Source organism: Paracoccus sp. SM22M-07, from assembly GCF_001887735.1.
In the GTDB taxonomy this organism is placed as follows: Bacteria; Pseudomonadota; Alphaproteobacteria; order Rhodobacterales; family Rhodobacteraceae; genus Paracoccus.
In genome coordinates this window covers 126,910-140,743 of the sequence record NZ_JPKW01000011.1, presented here as the reverse complement: position 1 = coordinate 140,743, position 13,834 = coordinate 126,910, and the positions used below count along the sequence as shown (strand labels likewise).

Genomic DNA, 13,834 nt, shown 5'->3' with positions numbered 1-13,834 from the left:
TTCGGCGCAGGCACGCGGAACTGCCGGTTCACCTTGTCCAGCGGGCACGAGGCCTTTGTGTCGGAGAAGGTCGTCTTGTGCGGTTTGCCCCGGATGATGCCTTGAATCCCCATGTCCTTCATCAGCCTGGCGACCGTGCAACGGGCGGTATCGAAGCCTTCCCGATCCAGCTGACGCCAGATCTTGCGCACGCCGTAGACGCGCCAGTTCTCTTCGAAGATACGCTCGATCTCGGGCCGCAGCGCTGCGTCGCGCCGGGTGCGATCCGACAATCGGGCCGGATCGGCCCGCTTCGCCAGGTGATCGTAGCAGGTGGACGGGGCGATCGGCAGAACCCTGCAGATCGGCCTTGTCCATCGGGCTCGGACCGATGGCGCCGCGATGGCCAAGCCCCGTGCTTCCCTCGCTGATCGTCGATGAACCCGACCATCACTTCGACCGGCGGTCGAGCTCCGCCATCGCAAAATATGCGGTCGCCTTGCGCAGGATCTCGTTCGTCGGGAAATCAGTCCACCGGACTGTTCTCTGACCCTCCTCACCCTGGCGCAGGTCCCGGTTCTCCCGCTCCAGCGCCTTCATCTTCTCTGCCATGTCGGTCGGGATGCCAGCGCGCTTGCCGCTGGCGACCTCGGCCTTCTTGACCCACTCGTTCAGGGTCTGCGCCGCACAGCCGATCTTCGCGGAAATCGACATGACTGCCTGCCAGCGCGATCCATGCTGACCCTCATTGTCGAGAACCAGGCGCACTGCACGCTCGCGCATTTCGGGGGAAAACTTGTTCGTCGTCTTGATCATGATGCTCCATCCTGCTCAAGAGTTGGAGCCTCCGGAAAACCCGGCGCGGTTCAGTCTGCTTCGGTTGCCATACCCACGCCATCGGTTTGAGCGGACATTGCAGCGGGGCCTGTGCCTTCATCGGCCAATCTGGCATTGCAGATCCTGCTGATCCCAGCAGGCAGCACCGGACCCAGAGATCTGATCTGAGGGACGCATCTGCGCCGTGGCTATCTTCGAATGCACGTCTTGCTGCAGCGGAAGCGCTCACAAGTGAAAATCAAGACCCGCTCGATCTACAACAATCTGTTTGTTGTCAAAGAATCGGCATCCGCAGAATCACTTCATTTGCGACGATTAACTTCCGACAATGCAATCGCGTCTCGGGATATTCCTTGAACCGTTTCGGGAACTCCTTCATATTGCTGCACGGCGCAGCGTCCACTGTGCCGGATCTCCGGTGACCGGGCCCCTCTGGCGAATGTGGCGGCGCATTCGTGATGTCGGCATCAATTCGAGACGCGCCGCAGGACATTCACGTCATGACACCAAATTCAACCAAGGCGCGCAGCATGGCGCGCTATTTCCGGTGGGCACTGGTAACCACCGTCATCGGCCTTCTGCTGGGCGCATTTCTGGGCTGGCAGACGACAGGCAGCCTCGGGGGCATGGCCAGCATCTTCTTTATCTGCGCGGTTCTGGCCGTGCTCGAGATCTCGCTGTCGTTCGACAACGCAATCGTCAATGCGAACAAGCTCAAGACCATGTCGCCGGTCTGGCAAAGGCGCTTCCTGACCTGGGGCATCCTGATCGCCGTGTTCGGCATGCGGATCGTTTTCCCACTGCTGATCGTCGTGATCGCCGCCGGCATCGGGCCTTGGCAGGCCATTGTCATGGCGGCATCTGAGCCGGCCGAATACGCGCGCATCATGCATGAGGCCCATCTGCCAATCGCGGCCTTCGGCGGCACATTCCTTTTGATGGTCGGATTGAATTTCTTCTTCGACCACGAAAAGGACGTTCATTGGGTCCGGTGGCTGGAATCGCGGATGCAGCAATATGCCACCATTCGCGGCGTGGAAGTCGCCATCGCGCTTGTCGCGGTGATCGGATTTTCGCGGCTTCTTGATCCTGTCGAGGGCGAGGTCTTCATGCACGCCGCCATCTGGGGCCTGCTGACATTCCTGCTGGTCGAGGTTCTGGGCGGCTTTCTGGACCAGTCCCAGCAGACGCTTCGGGCGGGTGCGCAGGGCGGCGTCGGGGCCTTCCTCTACCTCGAGGTTTTGGACGCATCCTTCAGTTTCGACGGCGTGATCGGCGCCTTCGCCCTGTCGCAGAACCTGTTCGTCATCGCGATCGGTCTGGGGATCGGCGCCATGTATGTGCGATCCATGACGATCATGCTGGTGGAAAAGGGCACCTTGGCCGAATACCGCTATCTTGAGCATGGGGCGTTCTGGGCGATCATCGCGCTGTCGATCATCATGTTCTCTCAGGCCCTGGTTCACATCCCCGAAGTGATCACCGGACTTGGCGGGGCCACCCTGATCGGGCTGTCCCTGTGGTCGTCGATCCGGCTCAACCGCCGCGAGGCGCTTGCCTGAACCGCGAAACGTGATGTCCGGCAGGATTGCCGGACATCATGCCCTGCCATTTGTCAGAGTGCCGTCGGGTGCTGGTGATGCCGGGCAGCGTCGGCCTCGATCTGCTGGGCAACCATGTGCTGCAACTGCCAGATATAGGGGTCGTGAATGCCCAGTTGGGCAAGCCCCCGCACGGTGCGCAGCAGATATTCCGCGCCTGATCCGGCAGCCCCCGCCGCCCGGGCCAGGCGTCGCGCCTGGTCTTCGATCGACAGATCCGCCGTGGGTGTGTCGATGGGATCGGCATAAAAGGTCAGCGCATCCTGAAGGCCCGCTTCGGTCTGGACCTGAATCCAGCGGGCATTCGCCGCCAGTTCGTGGGCGACCAGTTCTCTGCGCAGGATGGCGCGCAGCGACTCCCGCTCGGTGCCTTCGCGGATATCCAGCAGCAATCCATCGCAGCTGCCCCCCGAGGCCAGGGCCAGCATCAGTCCCGGCTGATCGGGCGACCCGCGGAAATGGTCCAGCGAGATCGAAAAGCGGCGGTGCCAGCCCAGGGCCGTGGCCCGGCGCTCCGACTGGACGGCAAAGCCGGGATTCCAGATCAGCGATCCATAGGCAAAGATCGGCACGGGTCCCGTGCGGCCTGCGGTCAGCATATCGGCAAGCCGATCCAGGTCCTCATCCTCCAGCAGACGCCAGGCGGGATTGTGCAACGGGCCGTCGATCGGCGCGATTCGCGCCACATGTTCGTCGGACAGAAGGATGGGAGATAGGTCGGTCATGCGGACACCTTGCAACGGGACAGTCGATTTCTGCCTGTGTCCCAAGCGCCGACCGACAGGTCAATCCCGCGTTCAGCGTCCGGTGACACCCTCCAGGGGCGGCAAGGGACGCGGGCGGGTCACCAGTTCGGGACGGCGCCGTTCATAGAAGGCGTTGCCGCCGGTCGTCAGGACATAGTGCATGTTGTTGTAATTGGCACGGTAGGTTGCCGTGTGAAAGAACTGGGCCTGCGCGATATAGGGATGGCGTTCACCCCGCAACACCGAGATGGCGGCCGAGCGGATCATCGGCGCCGAGCGGCTGTCCATCTTGCGGCTCATCACGCCGGGCGCGAACTGGTTCTTCTGCGCAACGACCCCGCAGACCGAGTTGGGATATTGGGACGATGCGACGCGGTTCATCACCACGCTTCCCACCGCGATCATCCCGTCGCGGCTGGACCGGTTGGATTCGAAATACATCGCCCGTTCCATGCATTCCAGCGGGCTCTTGCGTCGAAGACCGCTGCTGTCGCCCCCGCAGGCCGTCAATATCATCGTTGCGGCAAGCGCGACCGCGACCTGCATCCTGGTTCCTGTGATCATGCCTTTGCCCCGTTCCGCCGCTTATGCGGTCTGTTTCAACTGACAGGTTAGCAGGATCGGGCCGGATGCATCAATGCCCGACAGCGCCCTGCCGACGGGCATCGACGCCGTCACGCCTCAGGCGCCGAAGGGCTTGAGGATGTCGACCTGCGAGGCGCCCCCTTCGGCGATGTCCTTCAGGATGGCATTGAAGGCGGTCGTGTGGGGCATGTCGATATGCGCCCTGAACGCGGCTTCGTCGCGGTATTGCTCGAAGATCACGATCTTTGACCCCTCGATCTCGACATAGGTGTCAAAGCAGATGTTGCCCGGTTCGGCGCGGACATCAAGGATCAGCTGGTCCAGCAGCCTGGACAGATAATCGGCTTGGCCTGCTGCGGGACGGATCGATGCGACAACGGTGATGGTCAATTTCTGCTCCTGCGTGGATGCCGTGATTTCGGGATTTTGATCTTGATCAGGGGCTTTGCACCTCATTGCGGAACTTGCAATGGCGCAGTCGGCAAACCTGCGTGACCGGGTCCATCACAGCGCCGCGGCCAGCTCGGACGCAAGGGTCTGGACCAGCTGACCGGCCGGCATGACGCGGGCGTGATCGGCCCCGGTCCCCGCCCATTGCGCCGCAAAGGCGGTGGCCCCCTGGCTGCGCGCGGCAGCGGCCAAGGCCTTGGCCAGATCATAGGCAAAGGGATAGGACGGGATCTGGGCATCGGGGGCATCCGCTGCCCATTCGGTCAAGGCATTGCCAAGGCATCGCGCGGGACGGCCTGAAATTGCCGCGGTCATCACGGTGTCGCCCCCAAGCGACAGCCGGTCGCGATAGGCGGCGTCGGCTGCGCTTTCGGGGCAGCCGACAAAGGCGGTGCCCAGTTGCGCACCCGCCGCGCCAAGCGCCATGACGCGTGCGATATCGTGCCCCGTCATCAGACCACCCGCCGCGATGACAGGCAGATCGACAGCCGATAGGACGTCGCGAAGCAGGCTGTCCGTCACCTGTCGGGCGTCAGCTGCCGCGGGGTCGAAGATGCCGCGATGCCCGCCCGCCTCCCAGCCTTGCGCGATGACGGCATGACACCCGGCCTCCTGCACGGCCATGGCTTCGGCCGCCGATGTGGCCGACGCCATCAGGATCAGGCCCGACGCCCGCAACCGCGCCATCTGGTCCGGTCGGGGCAGCCCGAAATGGAAACTGACCACGGCAGGGCGCAGGTCCAGGACAAGATCCAGCAGATCGTCATCGTGCCGAAAGCTTTCATAGAGGTTGGACAGCGCCCGCGGGGGCGTGTGCCCGAACCGTTCAAAGAGGGGCACGCTGCGGGCGATCCATGCCGCCTCGATGGCAGGGTCGCGGATGGGATCGGCATGGCAGAAGAAATTCAGGTTGAAGGGCCTTGAGGTTCTTTGCCGTAATTCATCGACGGCGGTCCGCGCGGATGCGGCATCGGTGGCCCCCAGGCCCAGGGCCCCCAAGGCGCCCGCCCCGGACACTTCGGCCGCCAGATGCGGCGTGGCGACCCCGGCCATCGGTGCCTGCAGGATCGGCAGGTCGAGCCCCAGCAGGTCGGTCAGTCGGTTCGTCTGTGTCATGGCAGCCCATCCTTGATGCACAGCATGGCAGCAAAGCCGCCATGCTGACAAGCACACCCTTGGATCAGGCGGCCGGATGGTTCAGGAAAAAGCGGATCATCTCGGCGCTGGCATCGGGGCCTTTCGGATCGGCATAGCTGCCCGCCGCCTGCCCGCCGGACCATGCGTGACCCAGCCCTTCGACCGTCCAGTGTTCGATCGCGGCGCTGCCGTTCGGGGCATAGGTGATGCTGCGTCGAAAATCGCGCCCGTTCGCCTGGCCATGCTCCTCGGCCTGCAAGCTTTGGGCCTGCGCGGGATCCAGCGCCTGCCGTGCGATGGCATCGCTGTTCGACGGATGCACCGTGGAATCGGCCGTGCCGTGAAAGGCGATCACCCGCATGGCCTGCCCGGTCAGCGACGCATCGGACCCCTGCCCGGCCATCGCGGCAAAGGCCGAGGCGACATCCTTGGCCGCACCCACCGGAAGTCCGGAATGGGCGCCGACCGCTGCAAAGACATCCGGATAGGCCTGCCCCAGGATCACGGCCATCGCCGCGCCCGCCGACAGACCCGCCACGAAGGTCCGCTCCGGGGGGATGGAATGCCCGTCGGCCGCCTGCCGCGTCAGGCCCGCGATGATCGCGGGTTCGCCCCGGTCGCGTCGCTGATCGCCCCTGCTGAACCAGTTCCAGCAGGACTGCGCATTGTCGCCCCGCGATTGCTGGGGATAGATCAGGATCAGGCGATGGCGTTCCGCCAGCGCATTCATACCCGTCCCGGTGGCGAAATCCTCGGGGGTCTGCGTGCAGCCATGCAGCATCACGATCAGTCCCTGGGGCTGATCGCCCTGCTTGCCAACCGACGCGGGCACATATGTCAGGAACCGCCGCGTTCCCGCCGCGCAGGAAAAGCTGCCCTCGGCCAGCGTGGCGCCGTCGGGGATGGTCAGGGCCGTCGCGCCGGATTTCGGCTGCAGCTTGGCCATCATCTGGGACAGCGCGCCCTGGGATGCATTGGCGTTAGCGCCGTTTCCGGACAGGCCGTGACGGGCCAGGGTGCGGTTGACCAGGTCGTTGGCCGCCGACAGGGACGGCATCTGCGATCCGTTGCTGGCCGAGCGCAATACGCCTTTCAGGAAGTCATTCATGGGGTCGTCCTTTCCAGGGCGTTATCTGATACGGTCGGCCAGTGCCGCCCTGATGTCCGCCGGGGCCTGAAGCGCCCCCAGCACGGTAATCGAACCGATGGTCGCCAAGGCCAGTTCCACCGGGACGTCGTCCGCGATGCGGGCCAGACCCACCACCTTTACATGCAGCACTTCGCCGGCATCACGCAGGCGCTGCAGCGCCGCACGGTCATAATCGCGCAGCCCCAGCTCCATCACGTGCCGCTCGATGGATTTTTCGACCGCCTGTGCGTGGCTGTCCAACTGGTTGCGGATCGCGGTCCGGATGAAATCGCTGCGGTTGGAATAAAAGCCCTCCTGCACCAGCAGGTCGATCCGTCCCAGGTCCACGAACCCAAGATTGAGGGTGATCTTTTCATTCTCGGGCTGCTTCTGACGCAGCTGACTGACTTGGCCCATTCCAATCTCCATCTGTATGGATGGTATATGGATGTCATATGCCTGCCATCAACCCCCGGACCCGCCTTTTCCCCTGTCCCACACATTTATCAACCGCTACCCGCCGGAACTGCCCCCATACCCGCGCGTTTTTCCGGCATTCACGGGGGCACCATGACCAAGCGCATCGCAATTGTCGGAACCGGTCCAATGGGGATCTATTCCCTGCAACAGATCGTGCAGACGGAAATCCCACTTGAAATCACCCTGTTCGAAAAGGGTTCGCGCGCCGGGATCGGCATGCCCTATTCCCCCGACAATGGGAACAAGGCCATGCTGGCCAATATCGCCAGCATCGAGATCCCGCCTGTCATGACCACCTATCTGGAGTGGCTGAAGACACAGCCCCAGAACAAGCTGGCGGGTTACGGGCTGGACACCAAGGGTCTGCATGACCGGCAGTTCACGCCCCGGCTGCTGCTGGGGGAATATTTCCGCGATCAGCTGATGTCGCTCGTGGCCGCCGCCCGGCAGCGGGGTCACATTATTCATATCCATGAAGACACCCAGGTGGATGATATCGTCGCCCAACCGGACGGGCTGACGGTCACGACCGAACATGGCACGGACGATCTGTTCGACAAGGTGATCCTGGCGACCGGACACCAGTTCCCCGACGACGACGAAGCCAGCCGCAGCTATTTCCCCAGCCCGTGGTCCGGCCTGATCGAGGCGGCCATTCCTGCCACTCGGGTCGGTATCATGGGAACCTCGCTCAGTTCGATCGACGCGGCGATGGCGGTTGCCAACCAGCATGGGCATTTCCGCCATGATGACGACGATCTGCAATTCGACCTGCAAAACAAGGACCTCAGGATCACCCTGATGTCGCGTACTGGTATCCTGCCCGAGGCGGATTTCTATTGCCCGCTGCCCTATCAACCCTTGACCATCCTGACCGAGGAAGCGGTCGCGGCCTGCGCCGCATCCGACGCGCCCCTGGACAACCTCTTTGATCTTGTGCGCGAGGAGATCAAGCGCGCCGATCCCGCCTATGCCCTGCGGATCGGCCTTGGAGGCTTGGACGCGGACAGCTTTGCCGACGCCTATTTCGCCGAGCGCGAGGCTGCCGATCCGTTCAAATGGGCCCGCAGCAACCTGACCGAGGTCGAACGGAACAAGGATGCCAGGATCACCGTGTCGTGGCGCTATGCCCTGCTGCGGATGCATGAACGGGTCGAGGACATCGTTCACGACCTTTCCGACAGCGATCGGGACCGTTTCGACACGGGGATGAAGAAGGTCTTTGTCGACAATTACGCGGCCGTGCCTTCGGAATCGATCCGGCGCATTCTGGCCCTGCGCGACGCGGGGGTGCTGTCGATCAAGGCCCTGGGCCAGGATTATGACATGTCACGCGAGGCCGACCAGACACAGATCAAGACCGCCCAGGGCACCGAGGTCTATCAGGTCTTCATCGACGCACGGGGTCAGAAACCGCTGGCCAGCCAGGACATTCCCTTTCCGTCCCTCCGGCAGGCGCTGCTGGCATCCGGCCATGAATTCCCCGATGTCGCCGAAGATTACAGCCTGATCGACACAGAGGGCTATTCGGGTCGCATCGCCTTCGGGTCGATCCCCTATCTGATGCATGACCGCCCCTTCGTGCAGGGCATTACCGCCTGCGCCGAGATTGCCACCGCAATCGGAAGGGGAATCAACACCGGCCGCAAACGGCGTCGGGTTTCCTGACCCCCAGGGCATCCGGTCATTCCGGCCCCTGCCCCAGTTATATTCCAACCCCGTTTCAGGATCGGCGCCGCAGCTATTCGGCGACAATACGGGCAGCACGGGTTGTTAAATTATTCCAGCCTATTGATAATGTTGTATTTTGGAATTGCGAATATTTACTCAACTTTAGATTGAAAATACTTTCTCCAATAATCCTTGATTAAAATTTAAATCTCATCTTAACCTTCCGATGTTCGCCGGAACCTGCGCCTTTCGCCCAAGGGGTCCGGCAAAGCGATGTGTTGCTTGATCAGTATGCTTTGAGCCCGAGGAGGCAAAGATGAGCGTTTTTCAATCCTATACCGACATTCTGGCTGCCGCGCCGTCAGGAACCACCGCCGATGATCTGGCGGCGGATTTCGTGCAGTCCCAGCTGGGTGGCGCCGCTGCCAATGTCAGCTATACCGGCAGCACCGACGCAATCTTCGACGTGGACAGTTTCGACATCGCGGGCCTTGTGCCCGATGCGACTTCGGTCAGCTATTCCGACGGCCTGATGCTGTCCAGCGGCGGGTTCGTCGATGATCTGAACAACAACGCCGGCTTCAGCGTCGATCTTGGCCAACCGGGCGATCCGCAATTGTCGGCGGTAGCCGCGGCGGCGTTTTCGGGTGCCGGAACGACCAATGACGCTTCGGTGCTGAATTTTGACATCATGATCAGCGAAGGCAGCCTGATCGACACCCTGCGCGTCGAGATCGTCTTCGGGTCGGATGAATATCCCGAATATTCAGACAGTTCGTTCGTCGATGTCGGTGCGATCATCGTGAACGGCGTGAACTATGCGCTGTTCAACAATGATCCGACCACACCGCTCAGCGTGATCAGCTCGAACGTCAATCCGCTGAGCGACGGTTCGACGAACTTCATCAACAACACGGCCGGCGCTTATGGCGTCGAGTGGGACGGTTTCAGCAACAAGCTGATCATCCGCGCCCCCCTGATCGCCGGCACGAATGCGGTGATGATCGGCGTGGCCGATACCGGCGACTCGATCCTCGACAGCGCGATGTTCATCGACGGCATGTCGCTGGTCAGCGGTGGCAGCGGCGGCGGCGTGCTGACGCCAGTCGCACCGGATAGCGACGGCAACCTGTCGCCTTCGCTGCTGCCCGAGGAACTGCAGCTGCAGCCCGGCCAGCAGAACACCACCTCGGGGACCCCCGAGGAATTCAATGGCGACGTCGTCGTCAACATGGACGAGGATGACGAGCTGGTCTTTGAAAACACCATCTTCGATCAGGACGATGCCGAACTGGACAATGGCGTCATCGAGATCGACACCGATGACGACGGAGTTGCCGACACCTTTGTCACCGTCACCGGCGAAGTCACCGGCCTGGCCGTCCAGAACCAGGGCAGCAACACCGTGGTCAAGGTGATCCCGCTGGACCCGACAGATCCCACGGATCCGACCGACCCCGGCGTCGCGATCATCGGCACGTCGGGTGTGGACAAGGTCAAGGGCTCGGCCGGCGATGACGTGATGCTGGGCGGCGGCGGCAAGGACCTGCTTGAGGGTCTGGCCGGCAATGACCTGATCGCAGGCCAGGCCGGGGATGACAGGCTGCGCGGCGGTGCGGGCGAAGACACGCTGTCGGGCGGCGCGGGCGAAGACGTGCTGGACGGCGGGATGAACGCCGATCTGCTGCTGGGCGGTCAGGGGAATGACCGCATGTTCGGCGGTGGCGGCGACGACGTGCTGAAGGGCGGCAACGGCAAGGATCGGCTGGATGCCGGCGCGGGTGACGACATTATTTCGGGCGGCGGCGGCGAAGACAGCTTCGTCTTCGACCTGGGCGACGGCATGGATGTCTTCACCGATTTCAGCCTGGCGCAGAACGATCATCTGGTCCTGTCCGGCGCCGTCACGGGCGGAATGGACGCGCAAGGTGTGCTGGATACATACGGCACGATGATCGACGGCAATGCGGCGCTGGATTTCGGCGGCGGCGACGTCATCGTCTTTGCGAACCTGACGGATCTTGCAGGAATGGCCGGGCAGATCGAATTCATCTGATCCGATCCCCGACATGCCAAGGGGCCGCGTCTGCACGCGGCCCCTTTTTTCGGTCAGGACCGAAGGCCCCGGCTCAGGCCGGGATCGCCTCGGGGACCTCGTCATCGCTGGTGTCCGGGGCGATCATCTCGGCCACGGTTTTCGACAAGGTGATCATTCCCAGATGCGCGCCGTTCTTGTCGGTGACATTGGCGCGGTTCACCTCGGCATTGGTCATGGCCCGCGCGGCCTCCTCCAGCAGGGTGGTCGACGGCAGGGTGATCGGGGTGTCGGCGTGCTGACCCCTGCGGGTGATGGTGCCGACCGTGATGACATGGCCGCGCTTGACGTCATGCACGAAGCTGCTGATGTAATCATCCGCCGGACGCAGCACGATCTGTTCGCCGGTGCCCTGCTGGATGATGCGACCGTCACGCAGGATGGCGATCTTGTCGCCAAGGCGCAAAGCCTCGTCCAGATCGTGGGTGATGAAGACGATGGTCTTGCGCAGTTCCGCCTGCAGGTCCAGCAGCACCGATTGCATGTCGGTGCGGATCAGCGGGTCCAGCGCCGAAAACGCCTCGTCCATCAGCAGGATCTCGGGGTCGTTGGTCAGGGCGCGGGCCAGACCCACGCGCTGCTGCATGCCGCCCGACAGCTGGTTGGGATAGTTGTCCTCGAACCCCTCCAGCCCCACGCGGCTGATCCAGCGGCGCGCCTTTTCCTGGCATTCCTTTTCCGAAACACCCCGCACCTTCAGGCCATAGATGGTGTTTTCCAGGACGGTGCGATGCGGGAACAGCGCGAATTTCTGGAACACCATGCCCGTCTTCTGGCGGCGGAAATCGCGCAATTCCTTTTGGGACATCTGCACGATGTCGCGGTCGTCGAAGATCACCTGCCCCGCCGTCGGGTCGATCAGCCGGTTGATATGGCGGATCAGGGTGGATTTCCCCGACCCCGACAGCCCCATCACGACCTGGATGCGCCCGGCCGGAATGGTCAGGTTGATGTCCTCCAGGCCCAGCACGTGGTTGTGGCGGGCGTTCAGCTCCTCCTTGGTCATCCCGGCCTTGACGTCGCCGATATGGGCGGCGGCATTCGGGCCGAAGATCTTGTAGAGGTTGCGGATCTCGATGTCGTGGGTGGCTTCATCCATGGACGGCCTCCAGATGCTTCTGCAGACGCTTGCCGTAAGCCTGGGTGGCACGGTCGAAGATGATGGCGATGGCGACGATCGCCAGGCCGTTCATCACGCCAAGGGTGAAATACTGGTTGTTGATCGCCTGCAGCACCGGCTGGCCCAGGCCCCGCACCCCGATCATCGAGGCGACGACGACCATCGCAAGGCTCATCATGATGGTCTGGTTCACGCCCGCCATGATGGTGGGCAGCGCCAGCGGCAATTGGACGTCGCGCAGCTTCTGGCCCGCGCTGGACCCGAAGGCGTCGGCGGCCTCCAGGACGTCGGCGGCAACCTGGCGGATGCCCAGATTGGTCAGGCGGATGATCGGCGGAACGGCATAGATCACCACCGCGATCACGCCCGGTACCTTGCCCAGGCCAAAGATCATCACCACCGGGATCAGATAGACGAAGCTGGGCATCGTCTGCATCATGTCCAGGATGGGCGTCACGATCTGGTTCGCCCGGTTCGACCGCGCCATCAGGATGCCGGTCGGAATGCCGATCGCCACGGCGATCAGGGTGCAGACGGCGACCATGGCGATGGTGCGCATGGTGTCTTCCCACATGCCGAAATAGCCGATCAGCAGCAGGGCGATCACGGTGCCCGCGACGATCCTGGGGCTGCGGCTCAGCGCCCAGATCAGCAGGGCGATCCCGGCCAGGACCAGCACCCATGGGCTGTCGATCAGGATGTTTTCGATGAACACCAGCAGGATCTGGATGGGGTGGAAAATCTGTTCCAGCGTCTCGCCATAGGCGCGCGTGAAGCTGCGGAAGGCCGTATCGACGGCGATGCGCAGGTCACGCAGATCGCCTCGGCTCATCTCGGGGAAATTGACAAGATCCATCGGTTTTTCTTTTTCTTTGGGACGTATCCGGGAAGGGTGCGAAACGGGGGCGCATGGCCCCCGTCAGCGGGTTCAGATCGCGTCCTTGACCTTTTCCGCGACATCCTCGGACACCCATGTGGTCCAGACATCTGGAAAGTTCTCCAGGAAGTAATAGGCGCCATCCTCGTTCGTGGCCTGGTTGTCGCCCATCCATGCCAGAAGCGCGTTGACCGTCTCGTTCGTCCAGCTGCGCTTGCCCAGATAATCCATGGTCACGGCGTTATCCTGGGCGAATTCCTGGGTCACGGCGGTAAAGACCTCGGCGGGGCGCCAGTCGTTCAGCTGCGGATCGGGGCAATCGGCCACGACGGTGCAGGTGTTCCAGGTTTCGGCATCATGCCCGACGCCCAGTTCCAGGCGGGTCATGTCGTATTTGCCCAGCACTGCGGTCGGCGCCCAGTAATAGCCCAGCCAGCCTTCCTCGCGGTTGAAGGCGCGGCCGATCGATCCGTCCAGACCCGCGGCCGATCCGCTGTCGACCAGTTCGAAGCCCTTGTCCTCGGCGCCCAGGGCGCGGAACTGGTTCGCGGTGATGATCTGGCAGGCCCATCCGGACGGGCAGTTGAAGAAGGCGCCCTTGCTGCCGTCCTCGGCACCGGGGAACAATTCGGGATGCGCCAGGGCATCCTCGATGGTGGTGATGTCGTTTTCCTTGGCGATGCTGGTCGGGATCCAGAACCCTTCCTCGCCCCCGTCAGACAGGATTTCCGACGCGATGACGATGCGGCCCTCCTTCTGGGCGGCCTCCAGCGGGATCTTGACCGCGTTCACCCACAGTTCCGGCGCGATGTCGGGTTCGCCCTTTTCATTCATCGACGTGAAGGTGGGCACCGTGTCGCCCGTCACCAGCCCGACATCGCAGCCGAACCCTTCCTCCAGGATCAGCTTGTCGACCCAGGCCGCCAAGCCGGCCGAGGCCCAGTTCATCTCTGCGATGGTCAGGCTGCCACAATCTTCGGCCGCATGGGCGGCGGGTGCGGCCAGCACAAGGCCGGTGACGGCCAGAACTGCTTTCAGGGATGTCATCGTTTATCCTTTCGATCCAGGTCGGGTCAGGCATCCGAAAGATGCCGCCGCCCAGCAGCCCGAACTGGCCGATAGAGCGG

Annotated in this window: 12 protein-coding genes, 1 pseudogene and 1 other annotated feature; of the genes and pseudogenes, 3 read left to right on the top strand and 10 right to left on the bottom strand. The window is 62.9% G+C overall.

Annotation, left to right across the window (positions count from 1 at the left end):
• Positions 1-795 (bottom strand): annotated as a pseudogene (locus tag IE00_RS19535) (IS3 family transposase); the annotation flags it as partial.
• Positions 318-472: a sequence feature (AL1L pseudoknot), on the bottom strand. Its footprint overlaps the pseudogene before it by 155 nt.
• 521 nt (positions 796-1,316) lie before the next feature.
• On the opposite strand from IE00_RS19535, the gene IE00_RS15290 reads away from it, so the two are divergent.
• Positions 1,317-2,378 (top strand): DUF475 domain-containing protein, encoded by a 1,062-nt coding sequence (locus IE00_RS15290; RefSeq protein ID WP_072298070.1) that lies wholly within the window; start codon positions 1,317-1,319, stop codon positions 2,376-2,378.
• Between the two features lie 53 nt (positions 2,379-2,431).
• On the opposite strand, the gene IE00_RS15285 is transcribed toward IE00_RS15290, so the two are convergent.
• From IE00_RS15285 to IE00_RS15260, 6 genes are all read right to left on the bottom strand, one after another.
• Positions 2,432-3,142: a gamma-glutamylcyclotransferase gene (locus IE00_RS15285; RefSeq protein ID WP_072298069.1), complete on the bottom strand. Its 711-nt coding sequence runs from the start codon at positions 3,140-3,142 to the stop codon at positions 2,432-2,434.
• 72 nt (positions 3,143-3,214) lie between these two features.
• Entirely contained in the window at positions 3,215-3,679 is a 465-nt protein-coding gene (locus tag IE00_RS15280) for a cell wall hydrolase (RefSeq protein ID WP_240493933.1), read from the bottom strand.
• Between the two features lie 165 nt (positions 3,680-3,844).
• Positions 3,845-4,138 (bottom strand): putative quinol monooxygenase, encoded by a 294-nt coding sequence (locus IE00_RS15275; protein ID WP_072298067.1) that lies wholly within the window; start codon positions 4,136-4,138, stop codon positions 3,845-3,847.
• A gap of 114 nt (positions 4,139-4,252) precedes the next feature.
• Complete coding sequence (locus IE00_RS15270; protein ID WP_072298066.1) at positions 4,253-5,314, bottom strand: nitronate monooxygenase family protein; 1,062 nt, start codon at positions 5,312-5,314, stop codon at positions 4,253-4,255.
• A 64-nt stretch (positions 5,315-5,378) separates the two neighbouring features.
• A complete protein-coding gene (locus tag IE00_RS15265; protein WP_072298065.1) occupies positions 5,379-6,443 on the bottom strand; it encodes a PHB depolymerase family esterase in 1,065 nt (354 codons plus the stop codon).
• Between the two features lie 21 nt (positions 6,444-6,464).
• A complete protein-coding gene (locus IE00_RS15260) occupies positions 6,465-6,881 on the bottom strand; it encodes a CopG family transcriptional regulator (RefSeq protein ID WP_072298064.1) in 417 nt (138 codons plus the stop codon).
• A gap of 153 nt (positions 6,882-7,034) precedes the next feature.
• On the opposite strand from IE00_RS15260, the gene IE00_RS15255 reads away from it, so the two are divergent.
• Both IE00_RS15255 and IE00_RS15250 read left to right on the top strand, forming a co-directional pair.
• A complete protein-coding gene (locus tag IE00_RS15255) occupies positions 7,035-8,612 on the top strand; it encodes an FAD-NAD(P)-binding protein (protein ID WP_072298063.1) in 1,578 nt (525 codons plus the stop codon).
• 319 nt (positions 8,613-8,931) lie between these two features.
• On the top strand, positions 8,932-10,671 hold the full coding sequence (locus tag IE00_RS15250; protein WP_072298062.1) for a choice-of-anchor L domain-containing protein: 1,740 nt from the start codon (positions 8,932-8,934) through the stop codon (positions 10,669-10,671).
• 73 nt (positions 10,672-10,744) lie between these two features.
• Here IE00_RS15250 and IE00_RS15245 read toward each other — a convergent pair whose 3' ends face one another.
• The 3 genes from IE00_RS15245 to IE00_RS15235 all read right to left on the bottom strand — a co-directional run bounded on the left by IE00_RS15245 (position 10,745) and on the right by IE00_RS15235 (position 13,754).
• Positions 10,745-11,809, bottom strand: coding sequence for a glycine betaine/L-proline ABC transporter ATP-binding protein (locus tag IE00_RS15245; RefSeq protein WP_072298061.1), 1,065 nt, complete (start codon positions 11,807-11,809; stop codon positions 10,745-10,747).
• Positions 11,802-12,686, bottom strand: coding sequence for a proline/glycine betaine ABC transporter permease (locus IE00_RS15240; protein WP_072298060.1), 885 nt, complete (start codon positions 12,684-12,686; stop codon positions 11,802-11,804). The genes IE00_RS15245 and IE00_RS15240 overlap by 8 nt, the downstream gene beginning before the upstream one ends.
• Before the next feature lie 72 nt (positions 12,687-12,758).
• Positions 12,759-13,754 (bottom strand): ABC transporter substrate-binding protein, encoded by a 996-nt coding sequence (locus tag IE00_RS15235; protein WP_072298059.1) that lies wholly within the window; start codon positions 13,752-13,754, stop codon positions 12,759-12,761.
• Positions 13,755-13,834: the final 80 nt, after the last annotated feature.